Origin of the sequence: Hymenobacter tibetensis (assembly GCF_022827545.1) — a bacterium.
Classification (GTDB): Bacteria; Bacteroidota; Bacteroidia; order Cytophagales; family Hymenobacteraceae; genus Hymenobacter; species Hymenobacter tibetensis.
The window spans coordinates 5,368,858-5,392,336 of sequence record NZ_CP094669.1; the positions used below are offsets into that span (position 1 = coordinate 5,368,858).

Here is a 23,479-nt window from a genome sequence, read left to right on the forward strand (position 1 = left end):
ATACGTAGTTTTAATTCATTCAGATGAATTGCGCAGCTCCCGGTGGAAGATAGGCGTATTAGCCGTCTTTCCTTGTTGGGGGCTAAGGCTGCAGCGAAAAGGTGCGCGTCACCGAGTTGAAAGGGCCCGGAATCAACTTGCCGCTGCTATCAACCAGTTCCAGCTTCACTGTGTTTTCGCCCATGGGCAAGCCTTCCATCATGTACGGTGCCCATTGGTCGAGCATAAACTCATTGCCGTTGATGGTGGCCCGCACTTGCGTGCCACCGGGCTCGATGGTGGTATTCACAAGGTAGAAATCCAGCATAACCTTTTGCGTGTCCTTGCCCGTGTACACATCCTTGGGGCGGCTATAGAACAGGTGCGGCGCTTTCAGGTCGAAGGTGGGGGCGGGAGCGTTGGATGCCACTTTGCCTACCGTCACGAGGCGTAAGTCGTAGGCGCCGCGGTGCTTGAGGCTTTCATGGTAGGAACGCGACAGGAACGACAGTACCACGTGCTGGCCATCCACAATGTTTTTGGTGAATGCCGTTTCGTAGTGTGCGGAATAGGGCTCGTTATCGACGATGTTATGAATGTGCTGGCCTTTCATCGAGTTAGCCATTTCCTCGGAATGCATGCCACCCGTCATCTTGGTCAGCAGGAAATTGGTTAGCTCGTACTTGAATGGCACGGCCCCACTCGGCACCGTGGAACCTGCCGCTGGCGTGTTGAGGCGCAGCTGGGCCGTCGGATACTTAGGCGAGTCAAAGAAAGGGGTTAAACGGAGGCCATTCTTCTCTACGGCCGCAACCGTCCCGGCCGAGGGCAGGGTGTTGGTGGTAGAAGTGGCCTCAGTGACTTGTTTGGCGGCGTCGCAGGCACTTAACCCTGCTGCAGCTAACGCACTTAGAAATAGCGTAGAAACTCGCATGAAATTTTAGAAAATAGAGAAGATATGGGAACTGTGTTGTTATGGGTAAGCTTGCAGCACTAGGTAGGTCAATAACGTCATTCGTTTTTTGAGTACCTTGCGCAACTCGCATTCATTGTCCAAAAGTATAGTGATTTTCCAAGATGGAAGACAAACTGCTAGAAGAAATTCCCTCCCTCGACCTCGCCGACTTTCGCTCCGGTGACCCAGACCGCAAAGCCCGCTTCGTACACCAGCTCGGTGAAGCGTATCAGAGCATCGGCTTTGTGGCTCTCAAGAACCACGGCCTAACAGAAGAGCAAACGCAAGCGCTTTATGCCGACGTAAAAGCCTTCTTTTCTTTGCCTGATGAGCGCAAGCAACGGTATGAAAACCCTGAACTGGCGGGCCAACGCGGCTACATCAGCAAAGGTAAGGAGCATGCCAAGGGCCGCAACACCGGCGACCTGAAAGAATTTTACCACGTCGGCCAAGAGGTGGCAACCGAAGAGGACCCTATCGGGAAAGAGTACCCAGCCAATATCTGGCCCGAAGAAGTGCCTACCTTCCAGAAAAGCACTTTTACCACTTACCGCACCCTGGAAGCAGCCGGTAAGGATGTGCTTCGTGCCATTGCGCTCTACCTGGAGTTGCCCGAGGATTACTTTGATGATAAGGTGCGCAACGGCAACAGCATTCTGCGGCCGATTCACTACTTCCCTATCGAGAACCCAGATGCCGTACCTGCCGACGCCGTTCGGGCAGCCGAGCACGGCGACATCAACCTGATTACCCTGTTGATGGGTGCCAGCGCCGACGGCCTACAGGTGAAGCGCCGCGACGGCAAGTGGATTCCCATCACGGCACTCCCCGACCAGATTGTGGTGAACGTGGGCGACATGCTTCAGCGCCTCACCAACGGCGTGCTGAAAAGCACCATTCACCGCGTGGTAAATCCACCACGCGAGAAAATGAACTCGTCGCGCTATTCGGTGCCGTTCTTTATGCACCCGCGTTCGGAAATGAGCTTGGCTGCCCTTGACAATTGCGTCACGCCCGACAATCCAAAGAAGGAAGCCGACATCACCGCCGGCGAGTTTTTGAACGAGCGGTTGATTGAGCTTGGGCTCAAGAAGAAATAGCGTTTACTGCGCTGTTTTCTCTTCACAATCAACTTCTACGGTAAGTAAAAACGGCTGGCGCTGTTCGGGAGCCAGCCGTTTTTTTGCGTACTTACCAGTATATCTTGGCGGAGCAACCCCATCCTCACCGCCACAACGCCCTCTTCCGCTAGTGCTTTCCACTCCGTCCGCGCCTCCCTCCGAAGTCAAGCTCAGTCCACCGCGCGGACGTGGGAAGCGTACCCGTCGGGTACGAGGAATTATTTTCCTGAAAGACGTAGCAGCCTTGGCGTGCACTGCTTTTGGTGGCCCGCAAGCGCACACCGCCATGATGCTACGCACCCTCGTAGACAAGCGGCGCTACCTTACGTCAGCTGAGTTGCTGGAAATTATGGCACTGTGCCAGTTGCTTCCGGGGCCCACATCCACCCAAACCATCACGGCCATCGGGTTTCGGTTGGGCGGGCCTAATCTGGCGTACCTCACCCTGTTTGTGTGGATGCTGCCCGCCGTCGCCATTATGACTTCGGCGGGAGTTGCCATGAGCTACCTCGACAAAGATCAGGTGGCCCGACTGGTGCAGTATATCCAGCCTATTGCCGTGGGGTTTGTGGCATACTCTGCCTACAAGATTGCCGCGAAGGTGATTCATACCAAGACGTCGGTAGCGCTGATGGCGGCGGCGGCGTTGTTGGCGTATCGATTCCAGTTGCCTACGGTTCTGCCGGTTTTGCTGCTGGGCGGCGGGCTCGTTACCACATTTCGCTACCGGAAGCTCACCCCTATTGTCGACAAGCAGCCTTTGCGTATTGAGTGGGCCAACTTTATCCTGTGGATAGGCGTGCTGATAGGGGCTGCTATCTTGGGCCACTACACGCGGGAGTTGCCCGTTCTGCTCTTCGAGAATTTTTACCGCAACGGCTCATTGGTGTTTGGGGGTGGCCAAGTGCTGGCCCCGCTGCTATTTGCTGAGTTTGTAGAGTTCAAGCACTATCTCACGGCGCCAGAATTTCTCTCCGGTTATGGTCTTACGCAGGCATTGCCTGGTCCCAACTTCGCTTTTGCGTCCTACATCGGGGCTCTGGCTATGCGCGATTATGGCGTGGGGGGCCAAGTGCTCGGCGGATTGGTGGCAGCGGCGGGCATCTTCATGCCAGGTACACTCCTCATCTTTTTTCTCATCCGTTTCTGGGACCAACTCAAGCAGTACCGCGTGGTAAAAGCTTCGTTGGAAGGCATCAATGCGGTGTCAGCCGGACTGGTGTGTGCGGCTGTGTTCCTGCTCTACCATCCCCTCCCCGATACGCCCACCAACTTGGGACTCATTGGCGCTACATTCCTGCTGTTGCTGTGGGAAAAAGTGCCCTCCTATGTCATTGTGCTGGCTGGTCTGCTGGCGGGAGTGCTATTTTAAAGGTATAGCGTCTAACAACCGAACGCCTCCCGTCTGGCAGCCTAGTAGGCACCACAACGAAAGGCGTTCAATTAGTAGGAGTGCTCTGTCCTATAAGGAACTCTGTACCAGCAAATGGTCGGGTAAGCGCAGAAGATAGTCGCCGTAGCCGCTCTTACGCAGCGGTTCGGCTAGCTTACGGAGTTGATCGGCATCAATAAAGCCCTGACGGTAAGCGGCTTCCTCAATGGAGCCTACTTTCAGACCTTGGCGCTGCTCTAGCACCCGCACGAATTCGCCGGCTTGCATGAGGCTTTCAAACGTGCCGGTGTCCAGCCAAGCAGTACCACGACCCAAAATGCCCACCTTCAGCTTGCCGCGCCGCAGGTACTCCTGGTTGACGTCGGTAATTTCGTATTCACCGCGCGGACTAGGCTTTAGGTCGCGAGCTATTTGAATTACGTCATTGTCGTAGAAGTACAGACCAGGAACGGCGTAGTTACTTTTGGGGGTAGCAGGCTTCTCCTCTATGCTAAGTGCCTGCTTGTTGGCATCAAACTCCACTACCCCATAGCGTTCGGGGTCGTGAACGTGGTAGGCATACACTACTCCACCATCCGGATTGTTGTTGGCTTTCAACAATTCTTCCATGCCTTCGCCGTGGAAAATATTGTCGCCGAGTACCAACGCCACTTTATCAGTACCAATAAAATCAGCTCCTAGCACGAAGGCCTGGGCTAATCCATTGGGTACTTCTTGGATGGTGTATTGGAAGTTGCACCCTAGGTTTTTGCCGTCGCCGAGCAGCTTTTGAAACTGTGCTTGGTCGTGCGGGGTGGTAATGATGAGGATATCTTTAATACCCGCCATCATCAAAATCGACAAGGGATAATAAATCATCGGCTTGTCGTAGACAGGCATGAGTTGCTTGCTGACAGCGAGCGTAAGCGGATGCAACCGAGTGCCAGAGCCGCCGGCGAGGATGATGCCTTTCATCTATAAATCTAGTGAAGTAATAAAATGTGCTTTCCTAAATCCGACAACAAGGATTGCTTAATTGCGCTCAGCAATAAACTCCTCATTGGTTTTGAACCACGCTAGCGTTTGCTGGAGGCCTTCCCGAATCCGAATCTGGGGATTGTAGCCGAGTAAGGTTTCCGCCTTGGTAATATCGGCCAAGGAGTCTCGGATGTCGCCGGGGCGGTCGGGGCCGTACTCGGGGCTAATGGTGGAACCCGCCTCTTCCTTCAAAATATTGAACAGGTCGTTGAGGGAAGTGCGGTCGGCAACGGCAATGTTGTACACTTGATTTACCGCCTCCGGATTCTGGACCAGGGCCGCTTTGATGTTGGCTTGCACGCAGTTCTCCACGAAGGTAAAGTCCCGGGTTTGCCCACCGTCGCCGTTCATGCGGGGGGGCTTGCCTTCTAACACGGCATCAATGAAGAGTGGAATAACGGCTGCATATGCTCCATTTGGATCCTGGCGCGGGCCAAAGATGTTGAAGTAGCGCAGCCCAATGATTTCCATACCATACGTTTTGCCAAATACATCTGCGTACAGTTCATTGGCGTACTTGGTAACAGCGTAGGGCGAGAGAGGCTTACCAATTCGGTCTTCCACCTTTGGCAAAGCTTTGTGGTCGCCGTACGTGGAAGAAGAAGCAGCATACACGAAGCGCTTGATGCCGGCTTCTTTAGCTCCTACTAGCATGTTCACGAAGCCACCTACGTTCACATCGTTGGTGGTAATGGGGTCATTGATGGAACGCGGTACAGAACCCAACGCTGCTTGGTGCAACACAATGTCAATGCCTTTGCACGCATCAATGCAGGTCTGCCGGTCGCGGATGTCGCCTTCAATGACGCGCAACGCTGGGTTTCCTTCAAATAGCGCCACGTTCTTGCGGAAACCGTTCGAGTAGTTGTCGAGCACCCGCACTTCCTTGGCGCCGTATTTCAACAGATACTCAACCAGATTGGAGCCAATGAAACCGGCCCCACCCGTTACCAGAAAGGCTAGATTATCGAGCGGCTGGTCGTGAAAAGGAATTTCGTACACTTTGAGAGAATTAGGAAGTAAGAATCAGTGGTTAAGAATTTTATAGTCATTGAAGGCGTCTCCAACTACTACTCATTACCTCTCAACTACTAATTACCATTCTAGCGACTGGCGTATTGCGTGCGGTAATAGTCTTGATAGGCACCGCTGGTCACGTTTTGCAGCCAGGCTTCGTTTTCCAGGTACCAATCCACCGTTTGGGAAAGCCCTTGCTCGAACGTAACAGAGGGTTTCCAGCCCAGCTCGTTCATGATTTTGCTGCTGTCGATGGCGTAGCGTAGGTCGTGGCCGGCGCGGTCCGTCACGAAGGTGATGAGCTTGCGCGAAGTACCTTTCTCTTTGCCCGTTTTCTCGTCTAGCGTGTCGCAGAGCAAGTGAATTAGCTCGATGTTAGCCCACTCGTTCACGCCCCCGATGTTGTAGGTTTCACCAACTTTCCCGTTGTGGAACACGGCATCAATGGCGGTGGCGTGGTCTTTCACGAACAACCAGTCGCGCACGTTTTCGCCTTTACCATATACTGGCACCGGCTGGCCGTGCTGAATGCGATGAATGGCCAGCGGAATCAGCTTCTCGGGGAAATGGTTTGGGCCGTAGTTGTTGGAGCAGTTGCTGAGCTTGATGGGCAACCCATAGGTATGATGCCACGCCCGCACAAAATGGTCGGAGGCTGCTTTGGAAGCCGAATATGGAGAGCGAGGGTCGTAGGAGGTTTCCTCGGTGAACATCTCCGGACCAAAATCCAACGAGCCGTACACCTCATCGGTGCTCACGTGGTAGAAGGTTTTGCCTTCGTAACCCAGAGGCTTCCACAAGTTCTTAGCAGCTTGCAGCAAGTTCACGGTACCCAGCACGTTGGTTTTCACGAACGCCAACGGGTCGGTGATGCTACGGTCAACGTGGCTTTCCGCCGCTAAATGGATAACAGCATCAGGCTCTTCGTTGGCAAACAACTGGTCTACAAATGCTTGATCCGTAATGTCACCTTTCACCAAGCGGTAGTTGGGGGCATCTTCAATGTCGCGCAGGTTTTCCAGGTTGCCAGCGTACGTCAACGCGTCCAGATTCAGAATCTGATACGCTGGGTACTTGGTTACGAACAAGCGCACCACGTGCGACCCAATAAAGCCGGCCCCGCCGGTAATAATGATTTTCATTGTTTTCAGGAGTAACAGATGGACTGCGAGAGGTAGCTGTGCAGGCGAGCAACTGACTTAAGAGCCTATCTTCTACAGTTGCCCTGCCGCTTAGCTATTCTGCAACGACTGTTGCCATTTCCAGGCGCTAGCCAAGGCTTCGTCCAACGTGGAAGTGGTTTGGAAGCCTAGCACTTCAGTGGCTTTAGTTACGTCGGCGTAAATGGCGGGCACGTCGCCAACCCGAGCCTGCCCGATAGTATAGTTGAGCTTAACGCCAGTAGCGCGCTCGAACGTGTGCACCACTTCTAGCACGCTGTTTCCGCGGCCAGTGCCCACGTTAAAGGTTTCAATAGCTTCTCCCTTCTCATCGATGAGGCGTTGCACGGCTACCACGTGGGCTTTAGCCAAATCGACAACGTGCAGATAATCACGAATGTTGGTACCGTCGGGCGTGTCGTAGGTATCGCCGAAGATGGTGAGCTTCTCGCGGATACCGGCGGCCGTTTGGGTGATGAACGGCACTAAGTTTTGCGGTACTCCTAGGGGCAATTCTCCGATTCTGGCCGAGGAATGCGCACCGATCGGGTTGAAGTAACGCAGCAGAATGGTGCGCAGCTTATTATCAGGGGCAGCCGCTATGTCGGTCAGGATGTCCTCACACATCTGCTTGGTAGCACCGTACGGCGAGTTAGCCTTTTTGGTAGGTGTCTGCTCGGTTACGGGCAGGGCATCTGGCACGCCATAAACGGTGCATGACGAGGAAAACACCAGGGCCTCCACCCCAAACTCGCGCATCACCGAAGTTAGCGTCAGCAACGATATCAAGTTGTTGCGGTAGTACTCCAGCGGTTTGGCTACCGATTCGCCTACAGCCTTGAATGCCGCAAAGTGAATGACGCCGCGCAGGTCGCCTTCTTCGGCAAATACTGCCCGCAGTGCTTCTTCGTCGTTGCAATCCACGTTGTGGACTGGTACCCGCACACCCAGGATATGCTCGATGCCAGCCAGCACTGACCCTTGCGAGTTGCTGAAGTTATCGACGATGACGGGCTGAAAGCCAGCCTCATACAACTCCACTACTGCATGGGAGCCAATATACCCTGCTCCGCCTGTGACAAGAATTTTCGTGCGCTCCATAGCTTATTGGTAAGATGGTGAGGTGGTGAACCGCAGTGCACAGCAGGACATCATGTTCCAAGCCGCACTGCTTCTCCCTACAAACTCCAGTATTGCAGTTCTTTGATTTTGCCCCGGAACAGGCCTTTAATATCCACTAACACAGCATTTTCCGACGTAACCGACTTGAAGTAGGCTTCATCCTTCGCAGCGTAAGGCAAGTGGCTGACTGCCACAATTACGCCATCGTAGTCGGAGCGTACTTCGGCGGGGGGCGTGAGACGGAAACCGTACTCGTGATGCAGCTCGTCGGAGCTAGCGTGTGGGTCAATAATGTCCACGTTCACGGAGAAGTTTCTGAGTTCCTGGATAACGTCGGCCACCTTGGAGTTGCGGATGTCTTCTACGTTTTCCTTGAACGTAGCCCCCATCACCAACACACGGCTGCGGGCCACGTCTTTACCCTGCCGGATCATCATCTGCACGGTTTTGCGGGCTATGTAGGCCCCCATGTTGTCGTTGGTGGTCCGGCCACTTAGAATGACCTTGGCATCATAGCCTAATTCCTTGGCTTTGTAGGTGAGGTAGTACGGATCAACCCCGATGCAATGGCCACCCACTAGGCCGGGCGAGAACTTCAGGAAATTCCACTTGGTGCCAGCAGCCTCCAGCACCTCGTAGGTGTTGATGTTCATCCGGTCGAAAATCATCGACAGCTCGTTCATCAAGGCGATGTTGACGTCGCGCTGGGTGTTCTCGATGATCTTGGCGGCTTCCGCTACTTTGATGCTGCTAGCCCGGTGCACGCCGGCTTTCACTACCAGCTCGTACGTTTTGGCGATGTTGTCCAACGAGTCGTCGTCGCAGCCGGCTACCACTTTCACGATGCTGGAAAGCGTGTGCTCTTTGTCGCCGGGGTTGATGCGCTCGGGCGAATACCCAACCTTGAAATCGTCGGGAAACTTCAGGCCCGAAAGCTTCTCCAGTACCGGAATGCAGTCGTCTTCGGTGCAGCCTGGATACACGGTGCTTTCAAACACCACGTAGTCGCCTTTCTTCAGCACTTTTCCCACGGAAGTGGAGGCACCTAGCAACGGCTTGAGGTCGGGCTGCGCGTGCTCATCAATGGGGGTAGGCACCGCCACGATGTAGAACGTAGCCTCGCGCAGCACGTCCAGCGAATCGGTGAAGGTGATGTCGCAGCCTTGGAAGTCTTGCGTTTCCAGCTCCCCGCTTGGGTCTATATGGTTGCGCATCATCTCGACGCGCTTGGCATTGATGTCGAAACCAATCACCTGCACTTTACGGGCAAATTCGAGGGCAATGGGCAACCCCACATACCCGAGACCGATAACGGCCAGCTTCGCTTGTTTCTGAATAAGTTGCTCGTACACAGAATAGGGTCTTAAGATCTTGATGACTTAGGGTCTTGAACTGATAGTTTCAACTGGAAACTAAAAACTGGCAACGAGAAATTTTATGAGTCGGGCCGGATGCGGGATACTTGGCCGTTGGTAAGTTGGTACTGCTCGCCGCTTTCGGGGCAAGTGGCCTGGCCAGCTTCACTGAAAGCGAGCTGGTGGCCGTGTGTGCTCATCCAGCCACGTTGGCGGGCGGGGTTGCCATACACCAAGGCGTATGGCTGCACATCCTTGGTCACAACGGAGCCAGCGCCTACAAATGCATACTCGCCCAACTGCACGCCGCACACAATAGTGGCGTTGGCGCCAATGCTGACGCCTTGCGCCAACTTGGTCGGCTGGTATTCGTGCCGCCGTACCACGGCGGCGCGAGGGTTAAGCACGTTGGTAAACACCGCCGAAGGACCAATAAACACGTCATCGGCGCACTCCACTCCCGTGTATAAGCTTACGTTGTTTTGCACCTTCACATTTCGGCCCAACCGCACCCCATCTGCCACAAACACATTCTGGCCCAAACTACATCCTTCCCCCAACTCGGCACCAGCACTCAGATGGCAAAAATGCCAGATGCGGCTACCAGCCCCAATGCGGCACCCGTCGTCGAGAACGGCGGTGGGATGCGCAAAGTAGGACAACGTATCGGGCATAGAAAGGCTCTAGTTTTCAGCCGGCAAAGGTAGGGCTTTTGGAAGTTTGCCACGAAAAACAGCTGAAACTCTTTCGGTTTCAGCATGATTTTTTAACCTAATGAACGTAGATTTTTCGCTGATTTTCAGCCTGTACCTGTTAGAGGCAATTAGTCCTCGTTTAGGTACCATTCCTATTTGGCGCAGTCTTGCTCCTGCTTTAGTTGGGCCACGTTGCTCGTACCATTCGCTCTTTGTCGAACAGGTCGGGGCGGGCAGCCACTTCGGTATAGCCCAGGCCAGTCAACAGGCTAGTGGTTTCGGCGGCGTGCTGCTCGTTGATTTCGAAATACAGGCCCCCGCCGGGCCGCAGGAGGGTAGTACCCAGCGCGGCAATTCGGCGGTAGAAAAGCAGGGGGTCATTGTTGGGTACAAACAGGGCCGTAGCAGGCTCGAAGTTCAACACGTTGGGGCGCATCTGGGGGCGCTCATTTTCCAACACGTAGGGCGGGTTGCTTACCAGCACATCTAGCGTGTGAGGCGCGATGCTGCTTGGTTGCCCTTGTAAGATATCAAGCTCCTGAAAGTCGATTTCGCAGCCGTAGCGCACGGCGTTGCGGCGGGCTACAGCCAATGCTTCAGCGGAAATGTCAACGGCCGTTACCTGCGTGGGCTGCAAGGCCCGGCACAGCGCCAACGGAATGCAGCCGCTACCCGTGCCTACATCCAGCACCGACTGCACCCCCCGGCACTCCTGCACAATAAGTTGCACCAGCTCTTCGGTTTCGGGCCGGGGAATGAGCGTGGCAGGGGTTACTTCCAACGTCATATCCATAAACCAAGCCTCGCCTAGCACATACTGCAACGGCTCGTGGCGCAGCAGGCGCGCCTCCAGCGCTGGCAACTGCTCTTGCACCTCTTCCGGCACCGGCTCCTGGGCTTGCATGCGGCGCTGCAACGGCGTGACGCCCAGCAGATGCTCCAGCACGAGGCTGGCCATGCTGTCGGCCTCGGAAGCTGGGTAAATGGCTTCCAGCGTTGAAGCCAGATTGAGCGAAAGTTGACGGAGCGTAAGCATAAAACAGGCGAAAGTAACGCGAAGCTGCTGCTTCTTATTTACACGCAAAGTAAACAGACGGTATCCCGCAACTGAAGTTGCTGCGTTGGAGCTCGCATGGCTGGTACGCCAGGCTGGTGCTTCGCGTTACTTTGTTACTTTCGCTTATGTCTGCTTCTGCCTTCGACCACCTGATGATGCACCGCGCCCTCGACCTGGCACGGCTTGGTACTGGCCACACGCGCCCTAACCCCTTGGTAGGCTGCGTAGTGACGCACGAAGGCCGAATTATCGGGGAAGGCTGGCACCAGCAGTACGGCGGACCGCACGCCGAAGTAAACGCGCTGGCCGCCGTGCAAGACGCCAGCCTTCTGGCCCGCAGCCGGGTGTACGTGACCCTGGAACCTTGTGCCCACCACGGCAAAACCCCACCTTGCGCCGATTTGCTGGTTGACAAGGGCGTAGCCGAAGTGGTGGTTTGCAACCTCGACCCCAACCCACTGGTAGCCGGCCGCGGCATCGAGAAACTACGTGCTGCCGGCATCCAGGTCGAGATGGGTTTGCTGGAGGCCGAAGGCCGCTGGCTGAACCGGCGCTTTTTCACTTCGCAGGAAAAGAAGCGGCCTTACGTGGTGCTGAAATGGGCAGAAACAGCAGACGGTTACTTGGCCGGCCCTTACTACCAAACCGTCCCGATAAGTGGGGAGCTAGCCCGGGTGGCCGTGCACCAATGGCGCGCCGAGGAGCAGGCTATTCTGGTAGGCACCCGCACTGCTCTACACGACAACCCCAACCTAAACGTGCGTGAATGGCCCGGCCCCGACCCCATCCGCGTAGTCATCGACAAAAATCTGAGCCTACCGCCCACTCATCACCTCTTCGATGGCAAGCAGCCGACCGTGGTATACACGTACCGCGAGAAAGCCAACAAGCCTAACCTGGACTACGTGATGCTGTCGGAAGCCGAGGACCTGTTTCCGCAGATTCTGGGGAGCCTCCACCAGCGCAATGTGCAGTCGGTGCTGGTAGAAGGCGGGCCAACGGTGCTGAACTCACTACTGAAAGATGGCCTCTGGGACGAAATTCGGGTGCTACGCAATCCGCGGCCACTCAACGGCGGCGTGCTTTCCCCCAAGCCCGGCCTTAGTGGTTTGCGCGAACACCTGCGGCTAGGCGACGACGAGCTATTTGTGTACGTGAATGGCAGCAACAAATAAGTACCCGCACGCAACGCGTTAGTTTTGCCTTGGCTTAGGCTGTGTTTCACCTGATAGCTCGCCGGAATCCTTCTGGCCAGTTGTCGGTTATTCGTTACTTGCTTTTCTGTTACCTCTACTTGCTATGGCCGAAGAACTCACGCTCGACAGCACGCTCACCAAAACCGAGCAATATCGCCAACTGCTCCCCCAGATTGAAGCCCTCACAACTGGCGAGCCAGACTTGGTAGCGAACCTAGCCAATACGGTGGCCGCGCTCCGGCAGGCCTTCGGGTTTTTCTGGGTGGGCTTTTACCTAGTGAAAGACAACGAACTGGTGCTAGGCCCGTTCCAAGGCCCCATTGCCTGCACCCGCATCCGGCACGGCAAGGGCGTGTGCGGCAGCAGCTGGGCGCAAGCGGCTACCCTGCTAGTGCCCGACGTCGAGCAGTTTCCCGGCCATATTGCCTGTAGCTCGGAATCCAAGTCTGAGATAGTGGTGCCGGTGCTTAAGGAGGGCGTTGTAGTGGCCGTGCTCGATGTGGATAGCGACCAACTCAACGACTTCGACCACGACGACCAGCAGGCCCTTGAACAACTGATGACCTTGGCAGCCAACTGGTTTTAACCTGTACCTGTAGTGTATGCGCCGCGTTGTTTTCTATATAGCAGCTAGCCTCGACGGGTACATTGCGTCGTCGGATGGCTCGGTGGATTGGCTGCCAGCCCTAGCAGATGAGGACTACGGATACGCCGAATTCTTGGCTTCCGTAGACACCACGCTGATGGGCCGAACCACTTACGAGCAGGTGCTTACCTTCGGCGAGTGGTCGTATCCTACGCTTACCAACTATGTTTTCACCCGCCAGCCACCAGCTAAAGCTCATCCATCAGTTGGGTTTGTGGTGGAAGACCCCGTGGAATTTGTTGGCAAACTGCGCCGCGAAGCCGGAGACACCATCTGGCTGATTGGTGGTAGCACGTTAGCCGCTCCCCTGCTAGCCGCAGGTTTGGTGGACGAGCTGATGCTGTTTGTGGTTCCTCGGCTACTGGGTGCTGGCATCCCGCTATGGCACCCGCAGGAGCAACCTCGGGCGCTGCAACTACTTCACACCCGTACCTGGCCCGACGGCATGACGCTCCTGCACTACCGCTTGACTCCTGCTGACATAAGCTAATGCGGTTTGCCGTTGAGCTAGGCTAGCGTCAGAAAGCCAGGGCGTACCTGCATGCATTAGCCGGTAACTAAAAAAGCAGAGTTCCTGCCGATTGCCTCGGCAGGAACTCTGCTTTTTTATTCAGCTAGTTGGCCAGCAACTGAACTGCCTACCAGCCCGCGTTTTGCGTGATGTTGGGGTTAGTGTTCAATTCATTTTGTGGAAGAGGGAAGTAGGCGTGCTTGGCCGTAAAAAACTCGCGCCCCACTTTGTCGCTGTTCTTGATTTCCTGCTCCAATATTCCCCAGCGCTTCAAGTCATAAAAGCGTTGGCCTTCGCGGAAAAACTCCAGCATGCGCTGGTGGCGAATCTCTTCCATCATCTGCGTGTCGGAGAGCCCCGCGGTCAGTGGCGCCAGCTTGGCCCGTGTCCGGATGAGGTTAACAAGTGGGTAGGCCTCGGCTGGACGGTTTTGCATGGTCAGGGCTTCAGCATAGAGTAGCAGAATATCAGCGTAGCGCAGGGCCTTCTCGTTGATTTCCGAGATGAAGATGCCCTCATTGTTTTCGCGCCAGTTCTGATACTTACGGATCATAGAACTGTAGCCAAACACCAGTTTAAAGTCCTTGAAAGGCTTGTTGTAGTACATAGCGTCGGGGTAGTCCCACACCAGCGTGGCGTACATCCGGTCGTCGAAATCACCGCCAACTGCTTTTTCCCTCTTGAACTCGTTGAAAATCTTGTCGGTAGGCGACACCTCGAACCAACCCGACACTTCAGTGGGGGCAAACTCCTGCGCCGTCGTTACACCCAATGCCTCGTTGGCATTCTCGCCAGCCCACGGCTGCGAACCCCCTACGTTCTGGTTCTGAATCTCGAACAATGACTCGACATTGTTGTCGGTAGCTTTATTGAAGTTGTCTTCAAACTTAGGAACCAACGCGTAGGTGTAGGGCGCTTTGGCCGTGCCATCCGGTTGGGCTAGCTGCTTGAACGTATTCTCGGCATCAGCCCACTTCTTCTGATACACGTAAGTTTTGCCTAGGTATCCCAACGCTGCGCCTTTGGTGGCTCGACCCATGGAAGCGGCCGGATACGCCGCGGGCAATCCCGCCGCGGCAGCTTGCAAGTCGCTCACTGCTTGCGCCCATACGTCGGTTTCCGGCGACTTGCTGACAAAATACGCGCTCCGCTCCTTGGGCACGGTCGTGATGATGGGTACCTCCCCGAAATTGATAGCTAGCAGGAAATAGTTGACGCCCCGTATAAACTGAGCTTCGGCTATGTACTGCTTTTTCAGTTCGTCGGAAAGAGCAGTGGCCAAAGGAGCCTGCTCGATAATCTGGTTGGCGCGGAAGATACCCGTGTAGAAGCCAGTGAAAATAGACGACGGCGTACCTGTAGTAGGGTTGTTGGTGAAGGTGGACAGTTGGTACAAGTCCTTCACATCGTTGCGAATAAAGAAGTCGTCGCCCCGGCCGTTGCTTAGCTCGATGCCCCGCACGCCGTAGTACCCATTGTTCACGTCGTGGAACACCTTGTACGTAGCTGCCAAACCCGACATGAAATCGGATTCCGTCTTCCAGAAGTTAGTCAGAACAACGGAATTGGGGTTTACTTGATCTAGTTCTTCGGTGCAGGCAGTCAGGCTCAGCGCTACGAAGCAGGTATACAAGATTTTTTTCATGATCGTAGGGGTAGAGGTTAGAAGGATACTTGCACGCCAAGCAAGGAAGTGCGCGACAAGGGGTAAGCCACGTGCGGGAAGTCAACCCCGCGGTCCAGAATGCCGCCACCGGCTACTTGCCGGCCGTCCCGGTCGGTGCCGTTGTAGCGGCCCAGGTCGGGGCTAAACCCAGAGTAGTTGGTGACGGTAAACAGGTTATCAAAGCTGACATAGAAGCGGCAGCTGTTGATTTTGGCCACCGACAGCACGCCTTTCGGAAGTGTGTAGCCGAGCTGCAGCGTGCGCATCCGCAGGTACGAGCCGCTTTCCAAAAACCGGTCGGAAGTCCGGCTGTTCAGGTTAGGGTCGTTGATGACGGCCCGCGGGAAGTTGCTGGGGTTGTCGGGCGTCCAGGCATTCAGGGTGGCGGGCGAGTAGTTGAACTCCAGGTTCATGCCTTCCAAATCTTCGCGCAGACCGTTATAGATCTTGTTGCCATAGGTTCCTTGGAAGAAGAAACTCAGGTCGAAGTTCTTCCAGGAAGAGTTGGACCCGAAGCCGTAACTGAACTTAGGGTTTGGGCTGCCGCAATACTGCCGGTCGTCTTGGCTGATGGTACCGTCGCCGTTGTAGTCTACAAACCGGACGTCGCCAGGCTTGGCGCCAGGTTGGATGAGCCGCCCTTCCACGCTATGCGCATCCACTTCTTCCTGCGACTGGAAGACACCCGCCGATTTGATCAGATAGAAAGCTCCTATTGGTCCGCCCGCTTGCGTGATAGTAGCCGACTGGCCGTGGTGAGTAGGCTGGCCGCCCGAAATTTGCTGCGTGCCCGTTCCCAGGAAGTCCACGTTGTTGTCAATAGCCGTGAACGTCCCCGTTATCTGGTAGTTGAACTCGCCTACTTTGTTGTTGTAGGTCAAGGCCGCTTCTAGGCCTTTATTGGTGATTTGCCCGGCGTTGATGTAAGGAGCACTGCCGCTAGCGCCCGTGGTCAGCGGAATTGGCACCCGTAACAGAATATCCGAATTCTCTCGAATAAAATAGTCAGTTGACAGCCCCAACTTGTTTTCGAAGAAACCTAAATCAGCCCCAATGTTGGTGGTTTTAGAAGTTTCCCACCTAATATTCCGGGTCGTAAACGCTGTTTGAATAGCCCCAGGCCACAGCTGTTGCGTTTGGCCCACCACATAATTGGCATTGGAAGTAATTATAGGTTCATATGGATAATCGGTCAATTCCTGATTGCCTAACACTCCATAGCTAGCCCGGAGCTTGAGGTTGCTCACGACGCTTTGCAGAGGTTGAAAGAAGGACTCATTGACCACGTTCCAAGCCACGGCCACACCAGGGAAATTGCCGTAGCGGTAGTCGGGACTGAAGCGCGAAGAGCCGTCTCGCCGGAACGTACCCGTTACTACGTACCGGTCGCCATAGGAGTACACCAACCGCCCTAAATAGGAAACTAAGGCACTCTCAGACTGAAAACCGCCGCTCGCAATATTGGTAGTTCCAGCGTCCAGCACCTGGATGCCGCCAGGCATGCCGCTTTTCGAGCCGCTTTGCAGATCAAACTTGGTGTTTTGGTAGGTAAAACCAACCAGCCCGTTGAAGTTATGCTTTCCAATTTCCTTGTTGTAGCTCAGCGTGTGCTCCTGCAGGAAATACTCTTTTTGGCTTCGGCTCTGATACAGATCCGCATCGGCGTTATTAAACAGTGCACCCACTTTGTACGGAAAAACATAGGCATTATGTGCCCCGAACGTGTTGGTATAGCCCAGATTGAGCCGGTACTTTAGGGCATCCACTATCGAAACCTCCGCATAGCCATTCAGGATGGCCGAGGTAGTCCGGGTTTCGGGCACCTCCAAGTTCAGTTGCGCCACCGGGCTTGCAATGTTCACTACCGGCCCATAGGCCCCGCCGTAGCCGCCCACCGCCGTTGGGTCATACACTTCAAACACCGGAATCATTTTCAGGGCCGAGCCAACAGGGCCGCCTCCCTGGCCGCCCCAGCCACCTGCCATCGTGCGCCAGTATTCACGGGTCAGAATAATCGTTTCGCCAATCCGGATCCGGCCTTTGGTAAAGTCCGACTTCAACCGCAGGTTGTAACGGTCATAATCTGTTTTCTTCACAATGCCTTGCTGATCGAGGTAGCCGCCCGACAGGTTGTAGGTGAAATTCTCGCCGCCACCGCTGGCCCCCAGCGTGTAGTTCTGCATGGGGGCGGTTCGGTAGATTTCTTTCTGCCAATCCGTGCCAGCGCCTAACGATTCGGGGTTTTGGGCAATGTCCAGGCGGGGGAGGCCAGCGTTGTCGTGCGCGGCATTGCTGACGGAGGCCCACTCGGAGGCGTTCAGCACGTCTATCTTCTTAGCTATCTGCTGCACGCCATAATAGGCGTTGAAGTCGATGCGGTTCTCCCCTTTTTTGCCCCCTTTGGTGGTAATCAGCACAACGCCATTAGCGGCGCGCGATCCATAGATGGCCGCAGCAGAGGCATCTTTCAGGATATCGAACGAAGCAATATCTGTTGGTTGCAGATTGTTGATGTTGTCTACCTGCACGCCATCCACGATGTAGAGTGGGTCGTTGTTGTTGAGCGAACCGGCTCCTCGAACAATCACGCGCACACCCGACCCAGGATTGCCGCCAGACGACTCTATTTGCACTCCGGCCACGCGGCCCTGCAATGACTTCTGTACTGTATTCGTGCCCTGCGTGCGCAGGTCTTCAGCCTTCACAGTGGCAATGGAGCCCGTTACGTCTTGCCGGCGCTGCGTGCCATACCCCACTACCACCACTTCGTCGAGGGCTTTCGCATCGTTTTGCAGCGTAACGGTCAGATCAGTGCGACCATTGACTGCCACTTCCTGGTTGGCGAAGCCAATGGAAGAAATAACCAACGTAGCGTTGCCATCGGGCAGAGTCAAACTGAAGTTACCATCAGCATCGGTAGCGGTACCAAGGGTGCTTCCCTTCACTACCACTGTGGCTCCCGGAATGGCTTCTTTGTTTGGTCCCACAACGCGCCCCTTTACCGGCACTGGCACTTGTTGTGCGCCCCTGCCAGGGAGGGCTACACTGGCATAAGCAATCGATTGCCTAAAGGCACTTACCGTTTGCTCTGCTCTCTGACGCTCAGCGTAGCCACGTACCAACGCACTGGTTACCGGACTTTCTGCAACCGCCAAACCAGGTTTGGGTGCGCAGACAAGCAAAAGCGACAACAGCTTAGGAAAAGTAGAGTTGGACATAAGAAACTGTTAAGTGTTGAAGATTACGAAAACACATAGCCTCTGAAAAACAAAGACTTACAATAAGCTTGCTACTCACGGAGGGAGAGAATATGCTGACAGAGTCTCAGCTTCCCTTCATGCACCAACTGTCTACTGGGAGGGCAAACACTCGAACGACTTCGAGCTAGCCTAGCCCCGATACCTCATGACCACCTAGGGCCTACAACCAGCCACACGCCAGTTCACACCTTATGTTTACTTGTGCAAACGATTGTGATTTCATCATGCCTGCTTGGCTTTCAGAAAGCATTTCTCTAGCACCTAAAACGATTTTGCTAGCACAGCAACCCCAATCCATTCAGTCCGGGTATCCCCTCGTTTCAGTACCCTGCCATCAGCCCAAGGAAGCAACTTACCCAAGCTATATACAAGCTCGTCAGTTAAGAATCCTACTACACCTTCTACCACAAATTGCCTGAAAGCTTGCGACCGTTCACTGATTGTAGTTCGAACAGTTAGTATGAGCCGCTTACTCACACCAAGCCAGTTTATTGCTTGTGCACGCGCTTGGTTGGTATTGCTGATTCTTTACAACAGAAAAAGGGCAGGGTCCCATCTTCCGATGAAACCCTGCCCTTATATGCTAGGTGCGCTGCTAGTACTGTTGAGTTATCTGTGCAAAAGTATAGAAGCCAAACGATTGCTACCTGTTTAAAACAGGCTTGGTGACTCTGTTTTCAGTTGAGCAATGATGGTTTGACCGCCTTTTACCTTTTCACCGAGCTGTACTCTAATGTCGGTGTCGAGTGGCACAAAGATGTCGACGCGAGACCCGAACTTGATAAAGCCGAACTCTTCACCTTGGTTCACTTCGTCGCCCTCATTCACATACCATACAATACGCCGCGCCATGGCACCAGCAATCTGGCGAAATAACACAAGCGGACCGGCTTCGCTTTCCACTACTACCGTGGTCCGCTCATTCTTGGTGCTACTTTTCGGGTGCCACGCCACCAAGTAATTGCCGGGATGATACTTGAAGTACCGCACGATACCCGAAATCGGATTGCGCGTGATATGCACATTGATTGGCGACATGAAGATGCTGATCTGCTTGCGCTCATCGTTGAAGTACTCGGTTTCCTGCACGTTTTCAATAACTACCACCTTTCCGTCGGCCGGAGCGGTAATAAGGTCTTCGTGCGTGAATAGCCGACGAGCCGGACTCCGGAAAAACTGGAGCAGCGTCAGGAATACCAACACCGAGATACCGGCGAAAATCTGATTGAACGTAGCGTGGCGCGCATTCACGCGAAACAAGACCAGATTAACAGCCAGCAAGGCCAGCAGGGTGAAAAACAGAATGCGTCGACCTTCTTTGTGAATCTTCATAAATCACTGATTTGCGCTAATATAAGTTGAGTACGCTGATTCCGGCGTTTCAACCAAAGATCAGAGCAAATGGACCAGTTAAACTGGTCTAAATGCCACCGTAGAACAGAGAGTAGTGAACAGTAAATTCCCCTTCGGGATGCCCTGCTTCCTATACCTAACAAATAATAGCCCGAGCCGCCGGCCCGGGCTATTCAAAAACAAATATAGTGGGTTCAGGACCACACTTCAGCTTTGTTGCTATCCGCGTTTAAGCTGAAATAAACCGGCATTATCACCAGCGTTGAACGCTTGTGTGCCTGCTCGTGCTTACCACTTAGAAGCCGCCGCGGAACTTATACGTTTGCGCTACCTTATCGATGGCTACCACGTAGGCGGCGATGCGCATCGGTACATTATATTTTTGTGACGTGGCGTACACTTTTTCAAAAGCATCCGACATGATGCGGTCGGCCCGCTCGGTTACCATTTCTTCGGTCCACTTGAAGCCCTGCCGGTTCTGCACCCACTCGAAGTAGGATACCGTAACACCACCGGAGTTAGCCAAGATGTCGGGTACCACCATGATGCCTTTCTCATTGATAATGGGGTCGGCGGAAGCGGCCGTTGGGCCATTGGCGCCTTCTACAATCAGCTTGGCTTTGATGTCGTGGGCGTTGTGCTCTGTGATTACGTCTTCCACGGCAGCCGGCACCAATACATCTACATCAGCAATGAGAAGGTCGTCGGCATTTTCCATCAGCACTGCACCCGTGAAACCGTCGAGGCGGCCTTTGTGCGCGTTTTTGTAGGCTACTGCCTCGTCGATGTTGATGCCAGCTTCGTTCCAGTAAGCACCGCTGATATCGGAAATGCACTTGATGCGCACACCTTGCTCGCTGAGGAGTTTAGCAGCCCAGGTGCCCACATTGCCAAAGCCTTGCACGGCAGCCGAAACCTGCTTGGGGTCCATGCCCAGCTTTTTCATGGCAGCCAGCGCCGATACCATAACACCACGCCCGGTAGCTTCGGTACGGCCCAATGAGCCTCCCATTACCAGCGGCTTGCCTGTTACAACGGCCGGCGACGTAGCACCCACCGTCTTCGAGAATTCGTCCATCAGCCACGCCATTTCGCGCGGACCGGTGCCCATGTCGGGTGCAGGAATATCTTTGTCGGGACCAAACACGTCTTTCATCGACATGGTGTAGCCCCGCGTGAGACGCTCGATTTCGCCGGCGCTCATGGTGGTAGGGTCGCAGATGATACCGCCTTTTGCACCGCCGTAAGGCAAGTCAACAACGGCGCACTTCCAGGTCATCCAGGCAGCCAGGGCCTTCACCTCGTCGAGGTGGACGTTTTTATCATAACGAATACCCCCCTTGGACGGGCCGAGGATGGTATTGTGCACTACGCGGTAGCCTTCGAAAACGCGCACCTTCCCATTGTCCATGGTAACAGGGATATGCACGATTACCTGCTTATCGGGTGCTTTCAGCACTTCATAGGTTTCATCGTCGAGGCCCAGAATTTCCGTGGCCACGTTGAAACGCGACATCATGGATTCTAGAGGATTTTCGCGGTCCAAAAGAGGAGCCGGTTCTTTGTACACCGTGGTGGCAGCCATACGTGTAAGAGTGAAGGATTGGGGTGGGGAATGAGAAAAAACGGCAGCTACTAACGGTGGGATGTTGCAGCCGCGCGCGGAATTGACGGGTCAAAGGTAGGTGGTTTCGCACATACGAAAGGCAGCTCGATGAGGTGCTATGCTCTCAGCCTCAACGGGAGAGACAAGGATGTTTATTTGAGAATCACTATATTATGAACCGCTATAACACAGCTAATAGCGCTTCAGCAAATTCCAATCCGACAATTATAAAATCACATAATTTATTTTGGTTACCCAACCACTAATTGCAGCAACGCTAGTACCGGTAGAATAAAAAGGAAGGCATCGAACCGGTCGAGCAAGCCACCGTGGCCGGGCATAATGCGGCCCGAATCTTTCACGCCTACGCTGCGCTTGAGCATGGACTCGGCTAGGTCGCCGAGGGGGCCGAAGACGGCTACGACTCCTGCTACCACGAGGCGGTAGGTCAACGAAAGTTCGGGTAGCAAGTAACCCATAGCCCAGCCCATTGCCAACGTCAGCAAGAACCCACCAATGGCGCCTTCCCAGGTTTTGCCGGGCGAGATTTTAGGAGCCAGCTTGTGCTTGCCGAACGTTTTGCCGGCGGCATACGCGCCAATATCCGACGACCAGACCAAGAACAACAACGCCAAGATGCGGCGGTAATCATAGCCTACCGGGCCGTAGGCTACCAGGCTCAGGAAGCTCATCGGCAAGCTTACATACAGCAACCCGAGCAGGTTGATACCCACGTTGGCGAAAGGGTTTATCTGCTGGTTTACTCGGGGCCACGCATACATCTCCCGCATAATCAGCACAACGGGCAGCAATATCACTACGCCTATCACGGCAGAGCCTGCCAAATGAAAGTCGGCGGCAGCAACGGGCAGTGCCTCGTCCGTTAGGTGAGCAAACACGGTGACGCCCAGGATGCCGGCAAAAATCAGGAGGCTGATGCCCCCGCCCAGCAAGGCGGCCGGCTTGTACCCTGCTACCCGCATCATGCGGTAGAACTCCCATAGCATCCGCATCTGAACCAAGCCGAAAAAGGCAGCAAAGGTCCAGACGCTGTACCACACGCAGCCCAGCAGCATAACCGCCCCAATCACGCCGAAGAGGAGCCGCTGGCCAAGGTTGGACATGGGCTTTTTGCCCGGCGCAGTGGGTTGGGGAGAGGCAGTGGCGGCGGGAGCGTCGGACAAAGGAGTTGCTGATTTCTGGTTGTAAAGTTTCCGGTTGCTGCACTATCGAAGCCTAGTTGAACAGCAACCAGAACCCAACAATAAGTAAACCAAAACTAACTTTTACTTACGTCAACCCCGTCGTGGTTGATGGTGCGGCCAACAACGGGCACCCGCTGGGTGGTGTGGGCGGCTACCCCGCCGCCGCTTAGCGTGCGTAGTTCGGTGGGGTGCAGGTCGGCGGCGGGGCGCAGGGTGTGCCGGTAGAGCTGCCAGAGCAGGGCTCCGGTTATCAGCAACGACAACAACTGCAACCACCAAGGCAAGGCTTCGTTGGAATCAGGATCAAAGGTGGCAGCCGTTAGCATTTGGCGCTGCTGCAGGTAGAGCAGCACAATCTGGAAACCGTTCTGGGTGAAGTGCGCCACCATGGGCACCAGAATATTACCGCTCCACTCGTATAAGTATCCAAGTACTAGCCCTAATACAAAGCGCGGCACAAAGCCAAAGAACTGGAAGTGAATGGCGCTGAAGATAGCCGCTGCCAGCCATACCCCTACGTGCCGCGACCCAAACCATTGCACCAGGTTGCGCTGAATCACGCCCCGAAACACCAGTTCCTCGCTGATGGCTGGTACCACGGCAATGACTATCAGGCCGACTATAAACCGCCCGAAGGAAGTGAATTGGGTGAGGTACTTGGTGAGTACCTGCGCCCGATCTTCCATTTCGCGGGCCCCTTTCTCGAACTCCTGCAGAAAGCCGGGGAAATGGGCTTTGGCGTTCCACTCCACCAGCCCCGACATAAACGGCACGCTGCATATAATAATAGCGAGTGCCAGCCCTAGCCACGCCAGCGGCACCGGCCGGCGCGGCGCAAAGTAGTCGGCCCAGGTGTAGCCCGTGAGCAGCGGCAATGCAAGGGCCGCGCCCCCAAAGCCCACGAACAGAAATACGCCCTGCGTGAGCATCGAAACGCCCCAGCCGTTGGGGTAGGTGTCGGGCATGTTGGTTACGTTGCCGATTTCCAGCAGCCCCACCCCAAACAGTAGGTTGCTGAGCACGGCCATCAGAAAACCAGCCACACAAACGGCCAGCAGCATCAAGCCCACCAGCAACAGCAGATTGGCAAAGGGGTGCAATCGGCTGGACACGAAACCTTTCATAGCGAATTGGGGTCTTGGGAGCTTAAGGTCTAAGAACTTGG

19 protein-coding genes are annotated in these 23,479 nt (G+C 54.8%); 5 read left to right on the forward strand and 14 right to left on the reverse strand.

The features are described 5' to 3' along the window. Nucleotides 1–82 precede the first annotated feature (82 nt). Nucleotides 83–913 (reverse strand): hypothetical protein, encoded by an 831-nt coding sequence (locus MTX78_RS21650; protein WP_243798262.1) that lies wholly within the window; start codon nucleotides 911–913, stop codon nucleotides 83–85. A gap of 143 nt (nucleotides 914–1,056) precedes the next feature. On the opposite strand from MTX78_RS21650, the gene MTX78_RS21655 reads away from it, so the two are divergent. Then, nucleotides 1,057–2,034 (forward strand): isopenicillin N synthase family dioxygenase, encoded by a 978-nt coding sequence (locus MTX78_RS21655; protein WP_243798263.1) that lies wholly within the window; start codon nucleotides 1,057–1,059, stop codon nucleotides 2,032–2,034. Nucleotides 2,035–2,185: 151 nt separating this feature from the next. Beyond that, the gene (gene chrA / locus MTX78_RS21660; protein WP_243798265.1) at nucleotides 2,186–3,427 is read left to right on the forward strand and encodes a chromate efflux transporter; all 1,242 of its coding nucleotides are present in this window, start codon (nucleotides 2,186–2,188) and stop codon (nucleotides 3,425–3,427) included. Between the two features lie 90 nt (nucleotides 3,428–3,517). Here the strand turns inward: chrA and rfbA are convergent, their stop codons facing one another. The 7 genes from rfbA to prmC all read right to left on the reverse strand — a co-directional run bounded on the left by rfbA (nucleotide 3,518) and on the right by prmC (nucleotide 10,850). Next, nucleotides 3,518–4,402, reverse strand: coding sequence for a glucose-1-phosphate thymidylyltransferase RfbA (rfbA, locus tag MTX78_RS21665; RefSeq protein ID WP_243798266.1), 885 nt, complete (start codon nucleotides 4,400–4,402; stop codon nucleotides 3,518–3,520). Between the two features lie 57 nt (nucleotides 4,403–4,459). Continuing rightward, nucleotides 4,460–5,467 carry an SDR family oxidoreductase gene (locus MTX78_RS21670; RefSeq protein WP_243798268.1) on the reverse strand — a complete coding sequence of 336 codons (1,008 nt, stop codon included), beginning with the start codon at nucleotides 5,465–5,467 and terminating at the stop codon, nucleotides 4,460–4,462. A gap of 101 nt (nucleotides 5,468–5,568) precedes the next feature. Next, nucleotides 5,569–6,624, reverse strand: coding sequence for a dTDP-glucose 4,6-dehydratase (gene rfbB / locus MTX78_RS21675; protein WP_243798270.1), 1,056 nt, complete (start codon nucleotides 6,622–6,624; stop codon nucleotides 5,569–5,571). Between the two features lie 90 nt (nucleotides 6,625–6,714). Next, entirely contained in the window at nucleotides 6,715–7,743 is a 1,029-nt protein-coding gene (gene galE, locus MTX78_RS21680; protein ID WP_243798271.1) for a UDP-glucose 4-epimerase GalE, read from the reverse strand. A gap of 77 nt (nucleotides 7,744–7,820) precedes the next feature. After that, nucleotides 7,821–9,116 (reverse strand): nucleotide sugar dehydrogenase, encoded by a 1,296-nt coding sequence (locus MTX78_RS21685; RefSeq protein ID WP_243798272.1) that lies wholly within the window; start codon nucleotides 9,114–9,116, stop codon nucleotides 7,821–7,823. Nucleotides 9,117–9,199: 83 nt separating this feature from the next. After that, nucleotides 9,200–9,793, reverse strand: a complete 594-nt coding sequence (locus MTX78_RS21690) for an acyltransferase (RefSeq protein ID WP_243798274.1) — start codon at nucleotides 9,791–9,793, stop codon at nucleotides 9,200–9,202. A 199-nt stretch (nucleotides 9,794–9,992) separates the two neighbouring features. Then, nucleotides 9,993–10,850, reverse strand: coding sequence for a peptide chain release factor N(5)-glutamine methyltransferase (gene prmC, locus MTX78_RS21695; protein WP_243798276.1), 858 nt, complete (start codon nucleotides 10,848–10,850; stop codon nucleotides 9,993–9,995). 146 nt (nucleotides 10,851–10,996) lie between these two features. Between prmC and ribD the strand changes: the two genes are divergently transcribed. The 3 genes from ribD to MTX78_RS21710 all read left to right on the forward strand — a co-directional run bounded on the left by ribD (nucleotide 10,997) and on the right by MTX78_RS21710 (nucleotide 13,203). Then, the gene (gene ribD / locus MTX78_RS21700) at nucleotides 10,997–12,046 is read left to right on the forward strand and encodes a bifunctional diaminohydroxyphosphoribosylaminopyrimidine deaminase/5-amino-6-(5-phosphoribosylamino)uracil reductase RibD (RefSeq protein WP_243798277.1); all 1,050 of its coding nucleotides are present in this window, start codon (nucleotides 10,997–10,999) and stop codon (nucleotides 12,044–12,046) included. A 124-nt stretch (nucleotides 12,047–12,170) separates the two neighbouring features. After that, nucleotides 12,171–12,653 carry a GAF domain-containing protein gene (locus MTX78_RS21705; RefSeq protein ID WP_243798279.1) on the forward strand — a complete coding sequence of 161 codons (483 nt, stop codon included), beginning with the start codon at nucleotides 12,171–12,173 and terminating at the stop codon, nucleotides 12,651–12,653. A gap of 16 nt (nucleotides 12,654–12,669) precedes the next feature. Beyond that, nucleotides 12,670–13,203, forward strand: coding sequence for a dihydrofolate reductase family protein (locus MTX78_RS21710; protein ID WP_243798280.1), 534 nt, complete (start codon nucleotides 12,670–12,672; stop codon nucleotides 13,201–13,203). 148 nt (nucleotides 13,204–13,351) lie between these two features. Here the strand turns inward: MTX78_RS21710 and MTX78_RS21715 are convergent, their stop codons facing one another. From MTX78_RS21715 to MTX78_RS21740, 6 genes are all read right to left on the reverse strand, one after another. Further along, nucleotides 13,352–14,869 carry a RagB/SusD family nutrient uptake outer membrane protein gene (locus MTX78_RS21715; protein WP_243798282.1) on the reverse strand — a complete coding sequence of 506 codons (1,518 nt, stop codon included), beginning with the start codon at nucleotides 14,867–14,869 and terminating at the stop codon, nucleotides 13,352–13,354. 17 nt (nucleotides 14,870–14,886) lie between these two features. Continuing rightward, nucleotides 14,887–17,877: a SusC/RagA family TonB-linked outer membrane protein gene (locus MTX78_RS21720; protein WP_243798283.1), complete on the reverse strand. Its 2,991-nt coding sequence runs from the start codon at nucleotides 17,875–17,877 to the stop codon at nucleotides 14,887–14,889. A gap of 924 nt (nucleotides 17,878–18,801) precedes the next feature. Then, nucleotides 18,802–19,482, reverse strand: a complete 681-nt coding sequence (locus MTX78_RS21725) for a phosphatidylserine decarboxylase family protein (protein WP_243798285.1) — start codon at nucleotides 19,480–19,482, stop codon at nucleotides 18,802–18,804. Nucleotides 19,483–19,798: 316 nt separating this feature from the next. After that, nucleotides 19,799–21,088 (reverse strand): Glu/Leu/Phe/Val family dehydrogenase, encoded by a 1,290-nt coding sequence (locus MTX78_RS21730; protein ID WP_243798286.1) that lies wholly within the window; start codon nucleotides 21,086–21,088, stop codon nucleotides 19,799–19,801. Nucleotides 21,089–21,360: 272 nt separating this feature from the next. Further along, nucleotides 21,361–22,293 (reverse strand): phosphatidate cytidylyltransferase, encoded by a 933-nt coding sequence (locus tag MTX78_RS21735; protein WP_243798288.1) that lies wholly within the window; start codon nucleotides 22,291–22,293, stop codon nucleotides 21,361–21,363. A 95-nt stretch (nucleotides 22,294–22,388) separates the two neighbouring features. Beyond that, entirely contained in the window at nucleotides 22,389–23,438 is a 1,050-nt protein-coding gene (locus MTX78_RS21740) for a CPBP family intramembrane glutamic endopeptidase (protein ID WP_243798289.1), read from the reverse strand. Nucleotides 23,439–23,479: the final 41 nt, after the last annotated feature.

Bases quoted from the DNA above. Each gene is read 5' to 3' on its own strand.
- MTX78_RS21650 (WP_243798262.1), bottom strand. From the start codon at position 913: ATGCGAGTTTCTACGCTATTTCTAAGTGCGTTAGCTGCAGCAGGGTTA.
- MTX78_RS21655 (WP_243798263.1), top strand. From the start codon at position 1,057: ATGGAAGACAAACTGCTAGAAGAAATTCCCTCCCTCGACCTCGCCGAC.
- rfbA (WP_243798266.1), bottom strand. From the start codon at position 4,402: ATGAAAGGCATCATCCTCGCCGGCGGCTCTGGCACTCGGTTGCATCCG.
- rfbB (WP_243798270.1), bottom strand. From the start codon at position 6,624: ATGAAAATCATTATTACCGGCGGGGCCGGCTTTATTGGGTCGCACGTG.
- galE (WP_243798271.1), bottom strand. From the start codon at position 7,743: ATGGAGCGCACGAAAATTCTTGTCACAGGCGGAGCAGGGTATATTGGC.
- MTX78_RS21690 (WP_243798274.1), bottom strand. From the start codon at position 9,793: ATGCCCGATACGTTGTCCTACTTTGCGCATCCCACCGCCGTTCTCGAC.
- prmC (WP_243798276.1), bottom strand. From the start codon at position 10,850: ATGCTTACGCTCCGTCAACTTTCGCTCAATCTGGCTTCAACGCTGGAA.
- ribD (WP_243798277.1), top strand. From the start codon at position 10,997: ATGTCTGCTTCTGCCTTCGACCACCTGATGATGCACCGCGCCCTCGAC.
- MTX78_RS21705 (WP_243798279.1), top strand. From the start codon at position 12,171: ATGGCCGAAGAACTCACGCTCGACAGCACGCTCACCAAAACCGAGCAA.
- MTX78_RS21710 (WP_243798280.1), top strand. From the start codon at position 12,670: ATGCGCCGCGTTGTTTTCTATATAGCAGCTAGCCTCGACGGGTACATT.
- MTX78_RS21715 (WP_243798282.1), bottom strand. From the start codon at position 14,869: ATGAAAAAAATCTTGTATACCTGCTTCGTAGCGCTGAGCCTGACTGCC.
- MTX78_RS21725 (WP_243798285.1), bottom strand. From the start codon at position 19,482: ATGAAGATTCACAAAGAAGGTCGACGCATTCTGTTTTTCACCCTGCTG.
- MTX78_RS21730 (WP_243798286.1), bottom strand. From the start codon at position 21,088: ATGGCTGCCACCACGGTGTACAAAGAACCGGCTCCTCTTTTGGACCGC.
- MTX78_RS21740 (WP_243798289.1), bottom strand. From the start codon at position 23,438: ATGAAAGGTTTCGTGTCCAGCCGATTGCACCCCTTTGCCAATCTGCTG.